This is a genomic window from Nitrospira marina, from assembly GCF_059568365.1.
In genome coordinates, this window is sequence record NZ_JCANTH010000001.1 from 3051307 (window position 1) to 3070873 (window position 19567).

At 49.6% G+C, this 19567-nt stretch carries 19 protein-coding genes and 1 tRNA gene; 6 read left to right on the forward strand and 14 right to left on the reverse strand.

Annotated elements, in window-relative coordinates; translation table 11 throughout:
* Positions 1–2: 2 nt before the first annotated feature.
* Positions 3–512, reverse strand: coding sequence for a 50S ribosomal protein L9 (gene rplI, locus LX98_RS12885; protein WP_496429281.1), 510 nt, complete (start codon positions 510–512; stop codon positions 3–5).
* A gap of 342 nt (positions 513–854) precedes the next feature.
* Here rplI and LX98_RS12890 point away from each other — a divergent pair, with 342 nt between their 5' ends.
* The 3 genes from LX98_RS12890 (at position 855) to LX98_RS12900 (ending at position 3113) form a co-directional block, all read left to right on the forward strand.
* Positions 855–1364 (forward strand): hypothetical protein, encoded by a 510-nt coding sequence (locus LX98_RS12890; RefSeq protein WP_496429282.1) that lies wholly within the window; start codon positions 855–857, stop codon positions 1362–1364.
* Positions 1310–2881: a coiled-coil domain-containing protein gene (locus tag LX98_RS12895; protein ID WP_496429283.1), complete on the forward strand. Its 1572-nt coding sequence runs from the start codon at positions 1310–1312 to the stop codon at positions 2879–2881. Before LX98_RS12890 ends, LX98_RS12895 begins: the two co-directional genes overlap by 55 nt.
* 145 nt (positions 2882–3026) lie before the next feature.
* Positions 3027–3113: transfer RNA gene (locus LX98_RS12900), tRNA-Leu, on the forward strand.
* A 46-nt stretch (positions 3114–3159) separates the two neighbouring features.
* On the opposite strand, the gene LX98_RS12905 is transcribed toward LX98_RS12900, so the two are convergent.
* Both LX98_RS12905 and LX98_RS12910 read right to left on the reverse strand, forming a co-directional pair.
* The gene (locus LX98_RS12905) at positions 3160–4230 is read right to left on the reverse strand and encodes a phage integrase (protein WP_496429284.1); all 1071 of its coding nucleotides are present in this window, start codon (positions 4228–4230) and stop codon (positions 3160–3162) included.
* Between the two features lie 3 nt (positions 4231–4233).
* A complete protein-coding gene (locus tag LX98_RS12910; protein ID WP_496429285.1) occupies positions 4234–4386 on the reverse strand; it encodes a YlcI/YnfO family protein in 153 nt (50 codons plus the stop codon).
* A gap of 97 nt (positions 4387–4483) precedes the next feature.
* Between LX98_RS12910 and LX98_RS12915 the strand changes: the two genes are divergently transcribed.
* Positions 4484–4672 (forward strand): hypothetical protein, encoded by a 189-nt coding sequence (locus LX98_RS12915; RefSeq protein WP_496429286.1) that lies wholly within the window; start codon positions 4484–4486, stop codon positions 4670–4672.
* 460 nt (positions 4673–5132) lie between these two features.
* Here the strand turns inward: LX98_RS12915 and LX98_RS12920 are convergent, their stop codons facing one another.
* The 7 genes from LX98_RS12920 to LX98_RS12950 all read right to left on the reverse strand — a co-directional run bounded on the left by LX98_RS12920 (position 5133) and on the right by LX98_RS12950 (position 13201).
* Positions 5133–7553: a DUF3987 domain-containing protein gene (locus tag LX98_RS12920; protein ID WP_496429287.1), complete on the reverse strand. Its 2421-nt coding sequence runs from the start codon at positions 7551–7553 to the stop codon at positions 5133–5135.
* Positions 7554–7791: 238 nt separating this feature from the next.
* Positions 7792–8010 carry an excisionase family DNA-binding protein gene (locus tag LX98_RS12925; RefSeq protein ID WP_496429288.1) on the reverse strand — a complete coding sequence of 73 codons (219 nt, stop codon included), beginning with the start codon at positions 8008–8010 and terminating at the stop codon, positions 7792–7794.
* A 162-nt stretch (positions 8011–8172) separates the two neighbouring features.
* The gene (locus LX98_RS12930; RefSeq protein WP_496429289.1) at positions 8173–9090 is read right to left on the reverse strand and encodes a hypothetical protein; all 918 of its coding nucleotides are present in this window, start codon (positions 9088–9090) and stop codon (positions 8173–8175) included.
* A 287-nt stretch (positions 9091–9377) separates the two neighbouring features.
* Positions 9378–9695 carry a helix-turn-helix domain-containing protein gene (locus LX98_RS12935; RefSeq protein ID WP_496429290.1) on the reverse strand — a complete coding sequence of 106 codons (318 nt, stop codon included), beginning with the start codon at positions 9693–9695 and terminating at the stop codon, positions 9378–9380.
* A 764-nt stretch (positions 9696–10459) separates the two neighbouring features.
* Positions 10460–11257: a thermonuclease family protein gene (locus LX98_RS12940; protein WP_496429291.1), complete on the reverse strand. Its 798-nt coding sequence runs from the start codon at positions 11255–11257 to the stop codon at positions 10460–10462.
* The gene (locus LX98_RS12945) at positions 11254–12171 is read right to left on the reverse strand and encodes a tetratricopeptide repeat protein (protein WP_496429292.1); all 918 of its coding nucleotides are present in this window, start codon (positions 12169–12171) and stop codon (positions 11254–11256) included. Before LX98_RS12945 ends, LX98_RS12940 begins: the two co-directional genes overlap by 4 nt.
* 262 nt (positions 12172–12433) lie before the next feature.
* Positions 12434–13201, reverse strand: coding sequence for a tetratricopeptide repeat protein (locus LX98_RS12950; protein ID WP_496429293.1), 768 nt, complete (start codon positions 13199–13201; stop codon positions 12434–12436).
* An 850-nt stretch (positions 13202–14051) separates the two neighbouring features.
* On the opposite strand from LX98_RS12950, the gene LX98_RS12955 reads away from it, so the two are divergent.
* Both LX98_RS12955 and LX98_RS12960 read left to right on the forward strand, forming a co-directional pair.
* Positions 14052–14336: a hypothetical protein gene (locus LX98_RS12955; RefSeq protein ID WP_496429294.1), complete on the forward strand. Its 285-nt coding sequence runs from the start codon at positions 14052–14054 to the stop codon at positions 14334–14336.
* A 302-nt stretch (positions 14337–14638) separates the two neighbouring features.
* Positions 14639–14818 (forward strand): hypothetical protein, encoded by a 180-nt coding sequence (locus tag LX98_RS12960; RefSeq protein ID WP_496429295.1) that lies wholly within the window; start codon positions 14639–14641, stop codon positions 14816–14818.
* A 196-nt stretch (positions 14819–15014) separates the two neighbouring features.
* Here LX98_RS12960 and LX98_RS12965 read toward each other — a convergent pair whose 3' ends face one another.
* The 4 genes from LX98_RS12965 to LX98_RS12980 form a co-directional block, all read right to left on the reverse strand.
* The gene (locus LX98_RS12965; RefSeq protein WP_496429296.1) at positions 15015–16937 is read right to left on the reverse strand and encodes a sodium:solute symporter family transporter; all 1923 of its coding nucleotides are present in this window, start codon (positions 16935–16937) and stop codon (positions 15015–15017) included.
* Positions 16938–16990: 53 nt separating this feature from the next.
* Positions 16991–17401, reverse strand: a complete 411-nt coding sequence (locus LX98_RS12970; protein ID WP_496429297.1) for a hypothetical protein — start codon at positions 17399–17401, stop codon at positions 16991–16993.
* Entirely contained in the window at positions 17398–17892 is a 495-nt protein-coding gene (locus LX98_RS12975) for a gamma-glutamylcyclotransferase (protein ID WP_496429298.1), read from the reverse strand. The genes LX98_RS12970 and LX98_RS12975 overlap by 4 nt, the downstream gene beginning before the upstream one ends.
* A 104-nt stretch (positions 17893–17996) precedes the next feature.
* Positions 17997–19301: an Npt1/Npt2 family nucleotide transporter gene (locus LX98_RS12980; RefSeq protein ID WP_496429299.1), complete on the reverse strand. Its 1305-nt coding sequence runs from the start codon at positions 19299–19301 to the stop codon at positions 17997–17999.
* Between the last annotated feature and the right edge of the window lie 266 nt (positions 19302–19567).

The window sequence follows — 19567 nt, forward strand, 5'->3', positions numbered from 1 at the left end:
GCTTACTCGTCGACCGCTTCATGGGCCTGATCTTTATCTGATCCCTCTTCAGGAGTAGCCTCTTCTGCAGCTTTCTTCACAAGGGTCACATTAATCTTGGGAACCACATCCCGATGAAGCTTGATGGCAACCGAAAAGGTCCCCAACTCCTTGAGAGGCTGTGGCAAGTGAATTTTCCTTCGGTCCACCTCCACGCCTTGAGCAGCCAATCGTTCGGCCACATCTTTGGATGTCACAGACCCGAACAGCTTGTCGTCCTTTCCGGTCTGGACTTCAAACGTCAGGGAGATTTTTGACAGATTCTTTCCCGACTCCCCTAAAGACTCCAATTCTTTTTTGGCCTTTTGGTCGATCTGCCGCTTAATATGCTGCAACAGTTTGACCTGTCGCTCTTCAGCTACCACCGCTTTTTTCCTCGGGAGCAAATAATTCCGTGCATACCCTTTCGCCACCGTCAACACATCTCCCAAATACCCTAAACCTTCTACATTTTCCTGTAAAATAACCTTCATAAAACACGTCTCCTTAGCCTAGCGAATAAGGGAAACATCTTAAGACTGGGTATAGAAAAAGTCAATGTAATTGCCGAATATATCATAGAATATGCTTCTCCTTCATAATCGGTGGTCAACCAACAGACCTGCTTACGGTAACCAGACAATTCCATAGAGAATTTTGCAACAACCCTTTCGAAAATATGCTATGCTCCTCCATACTTACTACACATTAACACTTAAGCATTACCTTGATTGCTAAGGCTCAAAACTAGAGAACATCGCCCCATCACAGCCAAGGTACACGATCAGATTGCTTTTTCATTTGCCATACTCTCTGGGTGTCGGAATAGTGAGATTATGAACCACCTCAACCCCCGTCAGCTTCAAACCAACACACTTTTCAATCTTCTCCTTTTCACCCTATTTGCCCTTGGTCTTTTAGTCCTTCCTCAATTAACCATTGCCGAGGAAGTAATGAAGGAAGAAGGAGGACTCGCACTCCAACCTTTCTCGGACCTCAACCTTCGCTTTTCCAATCGCCCGCTCATCCCACCTGATTCACTCATTGTCCATACCATTCCACTCACCGGACTCTCTGTCGCCCGCCCCTTTGTCGCTCCGAACCCACAAGCGGTAATTTTTGAGGATGATCACCGCCAACGGGTCGCCGTCCTCTCGACCGACAACTCCGGGGCGCTCATACTCTATTTACTTGAGCCTCTCCCTCTTGATCCCAAGCTACCCGCCCTGTTTGAATGTGCACACAATCGAGGGTGTGAGGCTGATCGAACTCCACTCACCGGAGGGTTGGGATGTCTCGCTCTCTGTATCAAGGAACTATTGGAACTGTCAGCACTGAATCAATAATTTTCATGAAACTCTACGATCTCCTCAATTTAGCCACCATCCAACTTAACAGCGAACGGGAAGTCGCCATGAGCCGTGGATTAGACGCACCTCTGGAGATTGCCCAAGCCCGACACCTCCGCACGGTCGGCTCCCTTCACCTCTATAGTTGTGATGTTCCCCCGGGAAGTACCTTCCTACCCGATATCCCGGTGACATTGTTGCCGGGCAACGATATGGAACCGACCGAAGGCTATCTTCTGGGGTGGCAGAATGGATCGCTCATACTCCAAACATTTGATCACGTCGGCCAAACCCTCAATCGGTGCACCCTCATTCCCGACACATCGGGTTTCCTCGAAACCGGGGCCACACGGTTGGCCGACATGGCCAGCAAACCTGATTCCTTTACACTTGGACCTGCCGAACGATTAGTGCCCTGGCTGGACCCTGAACCGCTCTCCAATCAAACGGCAGCAAGAGACAGCATCCCGACCACAGTGCTGACGACTATCTGGGGAGACACGCGGCAAACACGGTGGACAAAGCTGACCACATTAATCGTCGATCAGGTTCGGAAAAATAAACGAATTCTCCTGGTGGCTCCGGATCATCACACAGTTGATGAATTAACTGGTGCGGTCGCACACGCCTTAAAAATGGCGGCCTTGCCCTACCGAAGTTTGCTTTGCCGGTATGAACTACCTTTAGTAAAAGATGCGGGAGGGATGCTTCTCCAGGACTTTGGCTTTGAAGCACAAATGTCTCATTTTTTTGCCAAGGCCAACGCCAAAAAAGTCTCATTACGAAAGAAATATGACCGGTTCAGGGAACTGACTCCAATACTGGCCTACAAACGCGACAAGCAAAAAGATCTGAACGAAGTAAAATTGTTGGAATGGCGATTACTCACACAGCTCAGTGACTGGCAAGGGAAAGTCAAAAATATCGATAAAACTCTCCGGGACTATGAGGCCCTTCCCATTTGGACACGGATGAGTATGCAGGTGGCGGGCAAGAACATCGAGACCCTGGCCGAATACCGGGAAATTTACCAAGGCAAAATCCTTGGACTCATGAAAGAAGTCGAAGTAGCACAAACCCGAATTAAAGAATTGATCCCCGAAGCGACCGTTCCTAAAAACCTGCGGCCGGAATACGATGAATTAAAAGAAGAAATCAAACGATTGGGCGGCACAAAAAAAATTCGGGAAATGCTGTCCGCTGGAGAAGGCACCAACCGCCAAGCCTTCGCACAAAACAAACGAATCATGACCTGCACCCCGGGCCGCATCCTTACCGACCCGCTCTTCCGAAAAGTCCCGTTTGATTTACTGGTTATTGATGATGCCCCACGCATTCCTGCATCTCTTTTGCTTGCTGCCACTGGTACCATTCGTGAGCGAATCATTCTCAGTGGTGACACCTCCGACCTGCTACCTGGAGAACCGGGGACGACATCTTCTCCTGGCCGCTGGCCACAAGCCTTTCTGGAAACTCTTCTGTGTCCTTCTCCTCAGCCTACCAGCGTGGGATAACTTTACGAAAAGTTCCCACATTCTTGTAACGCCGATATCTCATCCAGGAAGAATGGCTCGGCTAGGATTCCCATAAGAGAACCTCAACAACGGAATTACGACAACTTGACCACATTTCTATAAAAGATGATAATCGCATTCACGTGCCGAAGTGGCGGAACTGGCAGACGCACTAGATTCAGGGTCTAGCGCCCTCCGGGGTGTGCGGGTTCAAATCCCGCCTTCGGCACCATCCCCGTTTCTCTTAATACATCAGCCACTTACGCCTCTCCTCCTAATCAAACAGCTTGCTCGACCTGACCGCCCCTTTCACCCGTTTTCGCCTCGATTGTCAAGTTTTTGTCAAGTGACCTGACCGCTTCGGCTTTATGAGCGGGGGAAAGATGAGCATACCGCATGGTCATGGATAAGGACTTATGCCCCAACAATTCACTTACGGTAGCAATCGGTGCCCCCCTCATCACTAACCATGACGCAAAGGTATGCCGGAGATCATGGAAGTGAAAATCGATCATTTTAGCTTGCTTGCAGGCCCATTCAAACCGTTTCCTGGTATCCGGGAACTTTTGGCCTTCCTCATCGTGAAAGACCCAAGATACATCAATTCTCGTCCGTAAACCGGCCAACACTGATCGAACCGTCTCATTGATGGGAAGGTCTCGGGCTTCCCCGTTTTTGGTGTGAGTCAGGCGAATAACGCCTTGCCTCAGGTCAACTTGATCCCAGGTTAAAGAGAGAACTTCTCCCCGCCTCATGCCTGTATGGAGGGTGGTTATCACCAAAGCCTTAAAACTACCGTGGCAATGCTGAATGATTTTTTGGGCTTCGTCCTCATCCTCTAAATACCGCAAACGACCAGGCGGTTCTTTTTCCTTTTGAACGTCTTTCAGATCCTGTCGAATGTCTTTCCGAACCATCTTCCAGGCCACCGCCTTGGTAAGGGCATGCTTGATTGTCGCCAGTTCCTTATTAATCGTTGCTGGGCCTACCCCTTCACCACGACGAATTTGTCGGTAATCCTCCAACACTTTAACCGTAAGGGCATGAATGGGAGGATTCCCTAAGATCCGCTTAAAGTGCGCTACATGATACTTCTTGGTCGCTACCCCTCGTTGGTGGGCCATATGCTTCAGGTAGTCATCTAAGAGATCTTCTAAGGAAACCGACTTGAAGGCGCGAGTGGGCGAAACACCATCCAAGGCTTCCTTCCGTCGCTCAGTCAACCGCTTTTCAGCCTCGCCTTTGTTCGCAGTCTTACAAGATTCAAACCGTTGCTGACCGAGCGTATCCCGGTAGGTCATCCACCATACCGGCCCGCGTTTGTAAAGCCCTTTTGTTGATCGTGCCATTTCTCACGCTCCTTTCTTTTGTTGTGATTGATTAAATTCTCGCTCTAACAATGCCCGAATAAACCCGCTGGTGGTGTAGCCCTGAGTCTTCAAGGCATCCAGTTGTTGTTTCATCACCACCGGAATGTGGATCAACACTTTGGTCATGCTGGCCATTAGCTCGCCTCCTTTCAAGAAAAGATAATATATGATATCTTATATATCTTTATATCCTTTGCTGTCAATGGTATCTTGTTGGTATATTCCCCGCTCCATGACCCAAGACACCAAAGACTTTTTGATTCGGGGAATGCCGCTCGACCTGGCGGAGAAGTTAAAAACCGCCGCCGCACTCCACCGCATGTCCATGAAGGACTACCTCATTCAAATGTTTGAGGAACATTTAGCAGGGTTGGAGTCGAAGGGAGTGAGCTTATCGCTGGAAAAGCGGAAGAAGAAGTAAGAGCCTCCCGGTGGAGGTCAGTTACGCCGTGAGGAAACTGAAGGGACACTCTTTTTTTGGGGATTCGTTTTCCTTTAGAAATTCGATCAATCATTTTCACCTGTCTTAATATAGATCATCGCCACCCACCGCCAGGGTTCTTGCTCGGTCTCAGGAATTACCAAGGCCATCTGCCATCGTTCGTCTATTAGTTCAATTTTCCCCCTGTGCCATTCCCATTCATAATTTGTGGGAGACACAATCCTTGGGATTCGGAATTGAATACTTAGCCCAGGCTTAATTGAACACAGAGGGGAGGATTCTTCAGACCTTTTGGATTCATCTACAATATCTACAAAATTATCCTCATGAGGGTGTTCGGATGCTGGTTTAGGAGGTTTTGTAGATTTTGTAGAGGTTTTCTGAAGGCGTAAAAATGAAGGCTTAGGCTTCTTTTCAGCCTTCATCAGCGTGCGCCAGCTCATACCGATGGCTCCTGGAAAAGATGAGGGTTCACCTCAAAGACCACTGAGGAGCGCCCAGGTCCATTTTTTGCCACAGTGGGTTGCCGAATGAAGTTCCGCTCTACAAGAACGTCCAAGCCTGGCTTCAGGTCTTCTCTTCGTGGAAAGGTTCCCTGCAGGGCATTGTGACAGTCCCGCTGGGTAAATGTTTTCAATTCCTTCCGTTGAATCCAGGCCAAAATATTTTTGGCCTTCTCAATGTCGGGATTAGCGGCCATGACCGCAAATGTTTGAATCGCGTGTTCGGCGAAAATCGCCATGAGGGTCAGGGAGGATTCCATCGTGCCAAGGTCGATAGCTTGACTCCATGGCTGGTTTTTGAAATGTGCGGCACAATGAAGCAAGCCTGCTACCCGTGCTGCGGCTCCGGGAAGTTTCCCTGCCCAATCTTGAATGTGTGCAAATCTTTCTCCTTCTCTCAAATCCTTTTCCACTACTCGGGCAAACGCTTTCCATTCCTGGTAAGCATCCGGTGTAAATCGCAACGGGAACCGTTCCGGTTGGTTCGCCTCCGATTGCGGAGCCTTCATGGCCAGCAGATCATGGAGGGCCTGTCCATAAGCTTCCTTCACGCCTAAGGGAATTGGACAAGATTTTAGGGAACGATACCCCAACCGTGATGGGGGCAACGTATAAAGAAACCGTGCCAGCAACCCACGGCCCCGAAAGCCTTGCTTTTGTACCAACCCACGTAGCACGTCAGGTTGTGGGCTGAGTCCCATGGTTAAGAGCGGACGGGGCATATCAATAGGGTCTCGACTAGCTCGGTGAATGCGCACAGGTGAGCCAGAGTGGGATTGGAGAAGCAAATCCAGATTGGGAATTCCCTTGTTGTAGCGACCAGCAAAGGTCTCGAAGATCCCCCCCTCATCGGAAATCAACGCCAGCACACCTCCTTGTTCAGCCATCACTTGGCCTAATTTTTCAGGAGTGACATCTTGTGCCCATAGCTGAGGAATCGCTGGGACAATGGGGAGTGAGGCTTCAAGTTCGGCAATCTCTTTAATTACATCTACAGAATCTACAGAATTACCCTTCGCAGCTTGAGAGCGTAGATGTTGAATTCGTTGCTCTAGTGTTTTTCGTTGCGACTCAATTTGCATTCGCTCTGGGATCAGGGTCTTGGCTTGCTCCCGCTCATAGCTTAGCAAGGGAGCGGTCATCGCACCCAACACTGCCGTCTTACGATTCCCTGACTCCATCGCCGCAATGGTCCACAGATTCACAGGCTCTATATGGTCTTGGCCTGGCTCGACCTCGAAGGTTCGCTGGCAGGCTGTCGCTAATGCGGCCAGACCTAAGGTGCCCGCTAATTCCTTGGGAGTCTCTGTGGCCTGGGTAACAGCGTTGACCATTTTTTCCATCCAGAGTGGGAACAAATCGGACGGAAGTTCAGGGAGACTTTGGTCTTCAAGGAGAATCGGCTTAGGCCACTCCTCTAGGGTGCAACTGGGAATCGGTTGAAGTTGTTTCCGAACCCTTTCAAGACCCTCCAGTATCATCAGATCGTTAAAATCTGTGGATGGTTTGCCATTGGCGGAAGTATTCTGAAAGGTCGGATAGACCACTTCTCCATCCACTGCTGCTGCCGCGTCTTTAGCTTTCATCAGGCCTGGATTACCTTCTGTGGCAATATCATTGTCGGCCGCAAAGATAATCTTGGCGACTGGATGTTCCCGCCTGATTCGTTCGGCCACCGGCTTCAGATTCCCTGCATCGAATGCCACCACCGTATAGGTACCGGTCACATCATGGACCGTGGCTCCTGTAGCAAAACCTTCCACCAGATAAATACGATCCCCTGGTTCGCCAAAGCCAAAATAGTTCCCTGTCTTGGCTCCGTGGGCAAGAAATCGCTTAGTCCCATCCTCTCCAATGAATTGCAAGGTGGCGATGGCTCCCGATTCATCGTAGGCGGGGATTGTCAGCCTCTCGTTGGAGACTCTGGCGTCATGGGGATGAATCTGTTTCTGTTTAAGATAGGGATGGTCCGATGATGCTGGTAACGATGCATTCCATATATCTTTGGCCCGTATAGCCGCTTCCTGCTGAAGTGTTTTGCGTTCTCGATCCTCCTCTTGTTGAGCCTTGGTAATCCGTTCCCGATACTGTTGTTGTTCAAGGGGAGAAAGTTCCCGCCAGTGCTTGGAAGACTGTTTAATTGTTTGCCCGGTCTTCCAGGAACCAAAGACAATAGTGGGGTTATCGCCATCGTATAAGACGTACCAACCGTTACGCGTTCGGGGTTTATCCCCTGGTACGTCATACCGATGAATCTGTCCATCAGGAATGAGGGGAGTGGGGCAGCTCAACCCATGTTCAGCCATAACTTGTTCAATGTTCAATTGGCCCTTGCTGTCGTCCTTATTAGGAATCATGGCTACCCTCCAAATTCAAGAGACACCAATCAATCATAAGTGAATCGGACGTCGACCATGGCCAATGACGAGCATCGAGTTTTCTTTCCACACATCCTTTAATCTCTTCAAAATATTCTGTTTCTGTGTTATGGTTCATGGCGTTTCTACCTTTTCAAATGTTGTCACTCTGAGCCCCTTGGTCTCCCGCCTTGGGGCTTTATCATTTCCGCAATCACAACTTTCCCCATTTCACGGTTCAGTGCTTTGCCCGCATAGCCTCCATGACTTCCTCAATATTGACCAAAATTTTCCTTCCAAATTTGAAGTGGGGCAATTCGCCGCTTTTCAGTTTCTTGTAAAACGCTTCCCGGCTTACTGGAAGAATTCCTAAAGCCTCCTTTACCGAGACATAACTCTGATTAGAGGGTGTTTCTTCAATCGCGGTGGTAATACGTTCTTGTAGTTTTTGGTTCATAGTGCCTCCATGTTTAGGGTGGTTTCTTTATAATTCCAAATGAACCACAACCCATGGAGTTGTCACAAAAGGAGGGAGGCTGAAATGGCAGGAAATGAGACACTAACGAGGCGCAAAGAAGGAAAAATCTACTTTAGTGTCTCACAAAAAAAGAGAGTGGCTTCAGTAAAGTTCGTGGAAATCTGGGAGATTGGAATCGGAGGGGTCTAAAAGCGGCGGAAAAGAAAATATAAATTCAGGTGGTGTGGGTGAAATACGGTAAGGGGGAAGGGGTGGGCTACTATCTGGAAATGAATTTTGGTCAGCATTTCCATCGGGGTATTGTTCAAGAATAGTGATTTTACCTTTGAGGGATGAACGGCGCATTTCATCAAATTCAATAAAATTAGCTTCATTTCGGTGCCGGTCTTGCCGGACAGTTGTGAGAAGGGTTTTGTTATCTTGGTTTTTTAAAGAGGTCTTGATATTGAAGACATGCAGGAGGTTAGCGCATAGACGATTTATGACGGCTCCTTGTTTCCTTTTGGGTAATGGGAGGAATTCTTCGATAAGCACTCGAATATCCTGAATGAGCCGCCTTCGTGCATGAAGGAAAGCCTGTTCAATTGCCTTCCCTTCCGTCCATTTTTTCTTTACTTTTCGGGCTGTATCCCGCAAGACCTTTACCAGCCGACCATCACCCTCAAAAATTATGCCTTGCCACTTCTCGATCTGTTGGGCTAGTTGAGAGAACTCTCTGGCAAATTCTCCAGGCTCCTTATGAAGCCAGGCCCATTCTGACTCGGCATATCTACGAAGGGCCTCCACGAGCAAATACGCAAAGATGATCCCTTTGGCTGGGGGAAGTAAATCTTTGTCAGCTTTTTGTAGAATTCGGGGGTGTAATCCAAAGGTATTATCCTGAATAATCAAAATAGTTCTTTCAAGCATATGCACATAATAAAAATCAGCAAGATTAATTTGAGGGTTGGCTTTTCTGGCTTCCTGCAGGTCCGTTTGAAACCATGAACGCAGTGGCTCTTGGAGGCGCCCCCTAGCCTTTCGTTTAACCGGAAGAGTGGAGGGTTTCTTGAAAGGCATTGTAGATAGACGCCTGACTTATGCTAGGGGGGGTTGGGCTAACCCTTAAAACCAGAGCAACTCAAAAAGGGGTTCTAGACCGGTATCTGCCTATATCATTTTTAATTGCCCTGATCGTACCAGTCACACGCTCCAAGTGTACAAGGGTTCTTTCTGGGGGAATCGCTGTTCTCGCAGTGAATCCAAAAATGTTCTAAAACGGTAGGGTGTTAAGAATAAAAATATTTGAGAAGAATGCAGACCTCTGGCGATTATACGTATTTTACCTAAGCACCCATTAACTGTCACTAATTGAGTTCTGAATTGTTGACTCCTATCGGCAGGTCTGTTGATCCGCACTGCGGACAGGGACCCGGTGTGGTGGGCTTTTGAATGGAACCTTGGAATCTACAATTTCCGCACTGATAATCGCCTGGAGCCAACATGGGTGTGGACGTATTGCTCTGGTGGGCATGGGTGCGAAACCACGCCACAGCTTTCTCTTGGTCATAGCGCCGCAATCGTCCCCCACCTATGCTGGGCATTCCACTTTTAAGAAGACGGTGTTCGGTTGATCGAGAAATTTTGAGCGTGTGCCGAAGTTCTGACGGTTTGAGAAAATTCATAGGGACAAGCCTCCTGGTAAAAGGTGCGGATATACCCTTATCCTACAATAATAAAGGCGGAATTGACTCCTAAGCTGGAAAGAGTATATTAGCACCACTTTTACCACATGATAAAAACATGAACAAAATCTGGAAAAGTAGCCTGACGTTACTGATGATGATCTATTTCGGATTGATGCTCTCAGACCCATCTCCCGCCGCTTGCATCTGCCAGTGTGTCAATGGCCAAGTAGTCCCGCTTTGTGCCAGCACTTTAGACCTTCGCCCTATATGCTCGCCTCGTATCTGCCCGCTTGTTCCCCCTTCGATTACTCCAATACAGCCGCCAACCATTCCGCCCATCGGCACCAAGACGTGCAAGCTAGAACAGGTCTACAACGAACACACTCGTCAATACGAATGGAAGCAAATTTGTCACTAGGCTGTTATCATCCAACCCTTCATTCAGGGGGAACAAAATCGCGTTGTGGGTTCGTCTGCTTACTCAGGCGTTATACATGCCGGTAAGGTTATGGCCAACAAAAATGATGGCATATTTAAGTAGACCTCTTGTGTCACGGTAGGAGAAGGCAGTCCCCAGAGATTTTGGGATTGGCCGAGCAGAAGTTTAGTTGCCTGTCCCAAGCAGCCCAATAAGCAAGAGCACCCGTGCTTGATCATTGTATGTAGAGCTTGCCTCCACCAGGGTAAGGTTAGTCTGCTCACACTAAAGCCCATGAAGGAGCCAGGCTTTGTGAAAAGACGTCAAAAGTATGTTCGTGTAACTAACGTGGACAATTCCCTGCCAACACATACCCTGCATTTTCTGCTGCCTGTGCTGAAGGAAAGGGAACCCGATTTTTCGGGGATATAAGATGATAACTCGGACAATCAGGCCGATGATATTTATGACTGCGCCGGTTGCCCAGAATAGGCAAAGAATGTGAGGGGGCTGAAGGAGTGATAAGGCCAAGCGGAGCTTCTATGAGTTGGTTAGATTGAAGAGTAGCTAATTCGTTGCGATGCCGAAAGATCCAAGGGGGGATGGGATCTTTGTCTCCCCATAGTCCCACCTTTGCAATCTTGGCTTTGACCTCTAGTATTCCAAGCTGTTCATCATCCGAGTACTTGTAGAACCACCAAGCATACCCAGCCTTCACTAACTCCTGACTGAGATTTCGGCCATCCTCTAAAATCACATCCCCAATGGTGCGTCCATATTTGTCTTGGCCGTGGGTGTTGATCGTGACCATCTGCCCAGCAACAAGGTCCTTGGTGAATTCATTTGCCTTGCTCCCAAAGGCTTGGGCCTTTTCTGGGCAGTCGATGCCATTCAGCCGAATCTTGATTTCTTCCTTTGCGTCGTTCAGAACGGTGATGGTGTCGCCGTCGGTAACATGGATGACTTTGGCTTGGAAGTCGGCGGCATGGGTCCAACCCGCACACCCGCCTAACCACAGAAGGAACCCAAGAATAACACGAAGGCGGACCATCGTAGAAGAAGAGGTGGGCTGATGAGTCTTGTCGAGAAGAACGTTGAAGGGTGCCAACCGCCATAAGGTGAAAGAGGCTAAACTATTCATTTTTGGTGTTGGGCTAGCCATTCACGTGCGAGGCTTTGCGCTTCCGCAATCTGTGCGGGGGTCATGTATCCAGCTACATTTTCTCTTTCGATGGCAGCGGCCTCCTGGTTTTTAGCTGCTGCTAAATTGAGCCACATATGCGCTTGGACATAGTCCTTCGTTACGCCCCAGCCCATGGCGTACATAATTCCTAAAAGATGCTGTGAATTTGCAAGCCCTTTCTCTGCTGCCAACCGAAGCCAGTGAGCTGCTTCAACATAGTCCTGCGGGACCCCCAAGCCATTTTGGTAAATAACGCCCAACTCGTGCTGTGCAATAATATTGTCTTGCTCGGCCGCCAAGCGATACCAACGGATGGCTTCGATGTAGTTTTGTGTTACCCCTGCACCGCGAGAGTAAAGTGTGCCCATCATAGCTTGTCCCCACGCATCCCCCTGCTCTGCAGCTCTTAAAGACCATTCTCGGGCCTGTTCATAGCCTTGTGGTGCGCCAAGCCCGTAAAAGTAAATATCTCCTAGATTGGCCTGAGCGGATGCATGACCCTGGTCGGCGGCTTTTCGAAACCAGACTGCCGCTTGCGTATAATCTTGCGGCACACCATTTCCCAAATAGTACAGAACCCCAAGCCTAAACTGGGCGGATGCATGACCCTGGTCGGCGGCTTTTCGAAACCAGACTGCCGCTTGCTTATAATCTTGCGGCACACCATCTCCCAAAGAGTACAGAAACCCAAGGCTAAACTGGGCTGGTGCGTAGCCCTGCTCTGCAAGAGGGAGCCATTCACTAAGAGCCGCTTCATAGTCTTCACGGTCATAGGCATTAATTCCTGCTTGAAAATCGGCATAACCTGTGGTCGTCAAGAGCCACAAGGATATCATGAAGATGAGTGGAAGGATTGTGCGATATAAGGGCATAGGAGTTTCCTAAGTTGGAAAAGAGGTTGCAGGTCATACCACCAATTTTAATGGGAACCATACAAGAATTGATGAATAAAGGAAATTGCGAAAAGGGAGCGTTGGCTGAAACGAAAAAGGCCGGGATTGCTCCCAGCCATCTCCGCAGGTAAGAAACGCGCAACAACGGGAGGTTCCCGTTACCTCATAGCCAATCAACTCTAGCTTCTGATGCCTTTTCATCAAAAAGGAAAGGCTGGGCGGCATACACAGGCGTGGAGAATTACGGGATGCTGTCTGGTTTCGTTGATTGGAAGATTGAACGGGTAGCTGGATTAATGGAGGGAGGGGACCGATTAATCTCGTCGTCTGAAGTTCTCAATTCCTCATTACCCCCCTTATTTGGCTTCCATTCACGGGCTAGCCGCTGGGCTTCGGCAATCTGCTGGGGAGTCATTTTTCCGGCTATCTTGTTTCTTGCGGTTGCAGCCATTTCCCGGCCTTGGGCTGCGGCTAAGTTATACCACATGTGGGCTTGGACGAAGTCTTGGGGCACGCCTTGGCCATTCTCGTACAGGACGCCCAGGTTATACTGAGCCTTTGCGTCCCCCTGTCCTGCAAGAAGGAGCGATTCTTTAAGGGCCGCTGCGTAGTCAGAACGATCAGAAGCATCCACGCTGTCTTTCAGATTGCCCAACTGATCCTGGGCTAGTGCGTGCCCCTGCGCGGCAGCCTTCTGATACCAGTCTTGTGCTTGCTCATAATCCTGTGCCACACCCTGACCATTGGCGTACATTCCTCCCAGGTTATACTGGGCTTTGGCGTTGCCCTGGATGGCAGCCAATCGAAACCAGTATGCCGCTTGCCCATAATCCTGTGCCACACCCTGGCCATAGTAATATTTATAGCCCAGATCCAACTGGGCCAGGACGTCGCCCAGTTGGGCCGCCTGCAAAGTGTCTACAGCTCGTTGCTGCTGTTGCCTCCTTTGTAACTCGATCTGCATGAGTTCAGCTTGGGCTTGCTGCGCCCGCATCTGTGGCACACTCATCCCTTGCGCCCCAGCCCCAAAGCCTTCAAGAAGAGCCCTGCCACTTTCGCCGCAGCCGCTTAGGGTAAGGAAAAAGAACAATAGGATGGTGAAGTACATATCAATCAAACAAAGTTTGAGTTAGGGGTTTTTTAGAGGTTAGTGCTTCCTAGACCTGGATGGGAACCTAGGGAATCACTGTTACATAACCATTCAATAAAATCTATAACATGTTGGCCAGTGTGCCGAATACTTCCAGAAGGGGTGATGGAGTCGGAGGAACACAGAAATATTTTGTCCCGTCGTGAGGGTGTGCATAGGCATCTCATCACAAGGGCCTTTTTGGAGCTCTGTTGTGAGAGGGGTGGTTCCATCGCCCAAGTAGGCCGGGTAGGGGCTAAGCCCATTGGGGGTGGGGGGCTTAATCCTGTAGAGAGCCTTTTTGTTTTAAAACGATTGATATGAGACAGGTACACGTTTACTGATAAACTAATTCTTCCCAGCAAAAACCAAAGGAAAGTAAGGGACCAAGAAATTGTCAAGTAATTGTCAAGTGGCTGCCGTAACTTGACATGGTCTGCCGTGTTACCCTGTTTCATATGAACTGCCAAAATCCTCTTGAATACAGGCGACAAGCTATGCCAAGCTACGGAGAGCAACAAGGGGGAATTGCCTCTCACTCCATTCAGGGTCTAGCGCCCTCCGGGGTGTGCGGGTTCAAATCCCGCCTTCGGCACCATCTCTTATATTTTTCGTTTTTTTCGGGTCTCCTAAGAGTAATCCTTCATCAATACGTTGCTTGAAAGGTGTAAACTCAGGGAGTATGAGAATTGCGGGAGAAAAGAATTCCTTTATACATAGGAGGAACAGTATGAAATCAGGAATACTTTTAACATTCTTCGGAATAATTCTTTTTCCTGTATTTGCTCTGGCCCAGGATGGTGAAAAGATGGAGTTGAAGTGCCAAAAATTAGCGCATGAATTTGCAGAAAATCCAGAATCTCTCAATGAAATGCAACTCAGGCAGCTACAATTCTGCGTGACTCAAACCATCGACCAGCGCTATAAAACCGATCCTCCGGATCTACTCAGGGGGACAATCATTGAACCTCCCGTTCCTACAGAAAACCTAGACATGAAAACTCCCACTCCATAAAAACATCCAGATGAACAATAATTAATAAGTCACTCCCTCCCTTTTAATGAGAGCATCAGAAATTCCTCACGTTACAAAAGACAAAAGTTAGATTTCGCTCCTAACCACGACATTCCTCCCTTTCCTGCTGTCCGTTGGATGAAATCATGTAACGTCGCTGGACATCCTTTCCAGATAGGCGCCGTTATTCAACCGGTTAGACATAAGCCATCTAGAAAATTTGACACGACTTTTGAGGAATGGCGCGCATCCCTCCGCCTTAGTAATCTGGCAGATAAACAATATTAAGCCGGGAGGCAGTGATGTGGATAGATGAAATGAATACGATTCAAACCTGGGTAAATGGGGAAGAAATTATCCTCAAAAAAATTGGAAGAGAATATTCGTACCGTCCAGCCAATGAAACCGGAGATTGGTTGAAGGGACTTCCAGATGGGATGGTGTGGGCGGATGCTCAAACCCTCTTTGAAGACTCCCTATAACTATTCTTTTCTCTTCGCTTCGTCCGGCCAGAAATCCCATTTTTCTCTGGTATAATCGACCCCTTCTGCTATCTCAACCGGCATAGCTGATCCTTAAGAACACGAGTTGTCCTCCATCTGCATCACCGGAATACGGGCTACGCTCTTTATTTCATGGCGTTCGAAGCCACAACTATGGATTGCTCCTCTGTATTCTCTATTGGGTCTGCGTCACAGAATCAGATTGACGAAAACCAACGGTGATCCAAATGGGAATTAAGAGGATTCCCACCAGCAAGAGCCCGGCAATCCACGCCTCACGCCAGGGCATCCATCCGGGGGCAGGACTTCCCACCAGCCAGGTTCCGATACCGGTGAGCAAACAGAAAATGGACAATGCCGTAAGCCCCATGGCCATAATCGCCCGCCAAAATCGCCGCACTCCATTTCGCTGCTCAGATTGAATCCGCAGTTCGATGGGTCCCCAAAATCCCGGAGGACGTGCACGCCGGTAAAAGGTCTCCAAACGATTGAGATCTTCCGGTCCGGTGAACCAGGACACGGCGACACCAATCGCACCGGCTCCCAGGCCCATGATCAACAACCGCATTTCCTCTTGCTGTCCTGGAAGTGCCCACAGCAACAGGGGGGCCATCAGCACAGAAGCCGCAATACAGGCTAATTCGCCCCATGCCGTAATTCGCCACCAGATCCACCGGAGCACCAACACCACGCCCATTCCCGCTCCCAGCAACAAACTGATCTGCCAGGCGGTTTGAATCGATGACAACCACGGAAGAATGCAAAGGGCAATCAAGAGAATCAGCAGGTTACTCGCACGTGCAACCCAAACCAGTGCACGTTGTGATGGTTCGCGCTTGAGCCAACCCTCACAAATAAACCGGCGATAAATATCATTAGTCCAATAAGACGCCCCCCAATTTAAATGTGTATCGACCGTGGAGGCCAAGGCCGCCAACATTCCGACGACCATCAACCCTTTAATTCCTGGCGGTAACAGTTCATGAATGCCTTGCACAAAGGTAAATTCGCGATCCGCAATGAACTGAGGACCTATCATTTCCGGTGGGGGTGGAAATACCACAAGTAATCCCAGGGCCAAGGGCAACCAGATCAAACTCCGAAGCACAACTTGGGCCACGGTAAACACCACCGCAGCGACTCGCGCATCGTGATCGCTACGGCATGCCATGGACCGTTGAGCCAAATATCCTGTCCCATCCGCATTCATTTGTAAGAGCCATTGAAATCCATAGACCAACAACACCATCATGGTCGCATCCCTGGCACCGAAGGGAGTAAAAGCCAGAATCTCATTCCCGGTCAGTGGATACCCAACCCCCACCGAAAATTGTTTCTGAATGTGTTGAGTCAAGGACGCCAGGCCCCCCACGTGATCCACCACCACCCAGGCAAATGCCCCGCTGGCAACGATCCCGATTCCAAATTGCACCAGATCCGTGGCAACGACGCTTCGTAGTCCGCCGGTGGTGGAATACAACACCGTCACAGACACAATGGCCCCTATCGACAAAAGGTTATTGGCCGAACGCACCCACACATTGTCCGCCTCCAATCCGCCAACGGTAAAAGGGACCCCTCCCCATTTCACCATGTGAACAAACACATCAAAAAAGCCGGCAGGAAGCCATTGATCCCAAAGAAGAAATGGTTCAGCGAGGCGAGTGGCCGCCAACAGCACCATCGCGAGCACCGTGCAATTGACGATGGTGCCGAAATAAATAGCTTTGATGCCCCGGAGCGCCGACGCCGCACCGTGGCCATATCGCACCTCCGTCAGTTCGGCATCGGTGAGCACCCCTACCCGCCGCCAGCTCGGAGCCAGGAGAAACCCCATCAAGAGAAAAGCCAAGGCAAAAATCCACAAGCGCCACAACGCGAAAATGCCAGCAGTAGCCACCAACCCAGTAACAAGCAGTGGAGTGTCAGCCGCAAACTGCGTGGCCGCCATGCTTAATCCGGCCTTCCATCCCGAAAGACTGCGTCCTGCAAGAAAATACTCTTCCAGGTTTTGGGATGCGACCGCTCGCTCTCGAAACCCCGCTTGCAGGGCATAGAGTATAAAAACGGCAAGAATCGCCCAATCCCATCCAGTCATAAGTTTTGGCTCATCATAATTCGGTTACTGTCAGATAAAATGCATTCAGTCTATTAAACCATGTTCCCGAATTTCCAACCCACCACGGGCAACAGTAATCCACATACCACAAGAACAAACCCAAGCCCCGTCACGCCCAATCCGACCAGCGTGGCCCGATCCCCTAACATGACCGGCGACTCTGCCCCAAATCCCATTCCCGGTGGAGGCCACTGTTGAGTGAGACGAATTCGTGCCCCAAGGTACATGACATAGGCGCCCATTCCCACTGCAGGCATTCCTGCCAATATGGTCACGACCAATAGCAACATCCTGATTTGGTGACCCGTGGATTCCGTCAGTGGAATACCAGGCTGGGTAACCTGTGAGAGATATTCCATTGTGAAATAGACCAAGGCCCCGCCAAAAACAAGCAGCGTCACTAGCAGCACCAGCAGGAACGGTCGATTGGAAGACTTCATCATGCCTGAGAGTTCTGCGAAGAATCCGTTAACTTCCACAACGTTTGCTTGTAGCTTTCCGGTAAGCCCTGGGAAGTGATCGCTTCATAAAATACGCGACACCGACTCACATATCCATCCAAATGCACATGGCTGAACAAATCCATTTGCCACCGATCTGAAGAAAGCAGATGTTGCTGTGCGACGGGTAAGACATAAGCATGGGCCGTCATTGTTGAGCCATCAGGCCGGAAGACCTCAAGCAATTCCCTGCGATAGACTGGGTCTTCAAACCGGTCCAGGAGCTCCCAAGTTTGACGACTCATTGAGGTATACACACGACCCTGCGTCAAAGCGCCTTCCCGTGCCACCATTCCCGGATAAATGCGGTCCCTAAACCGAAACTGCGTGAACCCCCGCGCTTCCGCTTCCACCCATGGCAACGCCAGGCCGGTCACCGCTTCCATCACTTCGGGAAATTGCAACGTCCCATAAGTAAACAAGGCATCACTCATTTCATGGCTCCAATGGAATGATCTCTGATGTTCAAGCTGAGGAAAGGCTTTCTCTTGCAGGGAACACATTAAGCTCCATGATGATCTTCACTCGGAAACAAACCTCATCGTCGCCGGATCGTTTCGTGTCGTCGCCCAAGCCACAGACCCGTGGCAAGCCATAGACCCGCAATGGGCAGTGCCGCAAATGCCATGTGAGACAAGGTCATTCCCCAGGTATGAAAGACGGAGACAATCCCGGTCCCCGTCATATCGGCACCTCGATGAACGACCGTATCAATCACATTTTTCGCCTGATATTTTTCTTCACGGGAAACGACAGTAAACAGGGTTTCTCGCGTCGGCTTGGTAATGGAAAATTCTCCCGCACGCCGTAGGACACCAACTCCGATCAAGACCGGCAGGACGGTCAGCAAACCAAACACCCCAAATCCAATCAATGAAACCAGGGGCATGACAGCCAACATGATCACGACGCCAAAACGGGTCAACAGCCAGCCTGTCGCGAAAAACTGGAGCGTGAACGCGAACACATTGATCCCAAGATCCACCGATGCGAACAATTGCATGCGATCTTCCGAACTCGGCATGACTTGCGGAATTAATATGGTTTGCTGCGAATACAGGAATGTTGACAGAATTGAATAACACACGAGATAGAGGGCAATACCTTTCAAATAGGGCGAGCGAACAATGCACACCACTCCAGCCCATAAGCTGGGAGGAGTGGCTTCAGGATTCCTGAGGGAAGAAAGGTGTCGGTTTCCCCGATCAATCCCGTGATGGCCGTGGTACCATTTCAACAACGCCATAATGCATCCCACCGCGATCACTAAGAAGGTCGCTGACACTAAGAGTAACCCGGAAACCCCGACCCCTTTTACCGCCATTGCGGTGATAAACGGCCCTGTCATGGCGCCAAGGCTGCCTCCTGCGGAAATACAACCAAAGAGTCGCCGAGCTGCATCAGTGCGAAACACATCGGCCATAAAACTCCAAAACACCGACACGACGAATAAATTAAACACACTCAACCACACAAAAAAGATGGGGCCAAAGGCTTGCAACCCGACTCCACTTTGCAAAGCCGCAAAAAATGCCAAAAGATTCAGGATGAAAAACACATAGACCGTTGGCAATAATCGACGAATCGGAAAATGCCCCGCGACCCAGCCAAACACCGGGATCACGGCTAGCATCGTGATGAACACAACTGAGAACAACCACGGAAGTTTATGAGCCCCCGAGAGCACTCCCATTTCATCGCGTACCGGTCGCAAGATGTAGTAGGCCGCCAGCACGCAAAAAAAATAGACAAACGACCAGATGAGCGCAGGGAGTTCATCCCGGTCAACCGGCACCACCCGGCTGATCGACCAATGAAAAAACTGTTTAGAAGATCTCGCCATTCTGTAGGAATTCGTCTTGGACACTATAACTGAGGCACATTGATGGGTACATTATGACGAATGCCGTCCTTAGAGTCTTCAGGCATCGCACCTCATATCGCGCAACCATGCGTTTGGATACCCATCAATAGATTCGAAGGAAAAGGGAAATGGGACTTAAAATGGAGAGGAACCGCAGTGATCGCCATTAATGGGAAAAGCTCCAAAAGGATCTTTCACAATACTCTTCAGGATTTTCTGAAACCACCACACAATGATCGGGAGGT

Bases quoted from the DNA above. Each gene is read 5' to 3' on its own strand.
- rplI (WP_496429281.1), bottom strand. From the start codon at position 512: ATGAAGGTTATTTTACAGGAAAATGTAGAAGGTTTAGGGTATTTGGGA.
- LX98_RS12890 (WP_496429282.1), top strand. From the start codon at position 855: ATGAACCACCTCAACCCCCGTCAGCTTCAAACCAACACACTTTTCAAT.
- LX98_RS12895 (WP_496429283.1), top strand. From the start codon at position 1,310: ATGTCTCGCTCTCTGTATCAAGGAACTATTGGAACTGTCAGCACTGAA.
- LX98_RS12905 (WP_496429284.1), bottom strand. From the start codon at position 4,230: ATGGCACGATCAACAAAAGGGCTTTACAAACGCGGGCCGGTATGGTGG.
- LX98_RS12910 (WP_496429285.1), bottom strand. From the start codon at position 4,386: ATGGCCAGCATGACCAAAGTGTTGATCCACATTCCGGTGGTGATGAAA.
- LX98_RS12915 (WP_496429286.1), top strand. From the start codon at position 4,484: ATGACCCAAGACACCAAAGACTTTTTGATTCGGGGAATGCCGCTCGAC.
- LX98_RS12920 (WP_496429287.1), bottom strand. From the start codon at position 7,553: ATGATTCCTAATAAGGACGACAGCAAGGGCCAATTGAACATTGAACAA.
- LX98_RS12925 (WP_496429288.1), bottom strand. From the start codon at position 8,010: ATGAACCAAAAACTACAAGAACGTATTACCACCGCGATTGAAGAAACA.
- LX98_RS12930 (WP_496429289.1), bottom strand. From the start codon at position 9,090: ATGCCTTTCAAGAAACCCTCCACTCTTCCGGTTAAACGAAAGGCTAGG.
- LX98_RS12935 (WP_496429290.1), bottom strand. From the start codon at position 9,695: ATGAATTTTCTCAAACCGTCAGAACTTCGGCACACGCTCAAAATTTCT.
- LX98_RS12940 (WP_496429291.1), bottom strand. From the start codon at position 11,257: ATGAATAGTTTAGCCTCTTTCACCTTATGGCGGTTGGCACCCTTCAAC.
- LX98_RS12945 (WP_496429292.1), bottom strand. From the start codon at position 12,171: ATGCCCTTATATCGCACAATCCTTCCACTCATCTTCATGATATCCTTG.
- LX98_RS12950 (WP_496429293.1), bottom strand. From the start codon at position 13,201: ATGAGTGTGCCACAGATGCGGGCGCAGCAAGCCCAAGCTGAACTCATG.
- LX98_RS12955 (WP_496429294.1), top strand. From the start codon at position 14,052: ATGAAATCAGGAATACTTTTAACATTCTTCGGAATAATTCTTTTTCCT.
- LX98_RS12960 (WP_496429295.1), top strand. From the start codon at position 14,639: ATGTGGATAGATGAAATGAATACGATTCAAACCTGGGTAAATGGGGAA.
- LX98_RS12965 (WP_496429296.1), bottom strand. From the start codon at position 16,937: ATGACTGGATGGGATTGGGCGATTCTTGCCGTTTTTATACTCTATGCC.
- LX98_RS12970 (WP_496429297.1), bottom strand. From the start codon at position 17,401: ATGATGAAGTCTTCCAATCGACCGTTCCTGCTGGTGCTGCTAGTGACG.
- LX98_RS12975 (WP_496429298.1), bottom strand. From the start codon at position 17,892: ATGAGTGATGCCTTGTTTACTTATGGGACGTTGCAATTTCCCGAAGTG.
- LX98_RS12980 (WP_496429299.1), bottom strand. From the start codon at position 19,301: ATGGCGAGATCTTCTAAACAGTTTTTTCATTGGTCGATCAGCCGGGTG.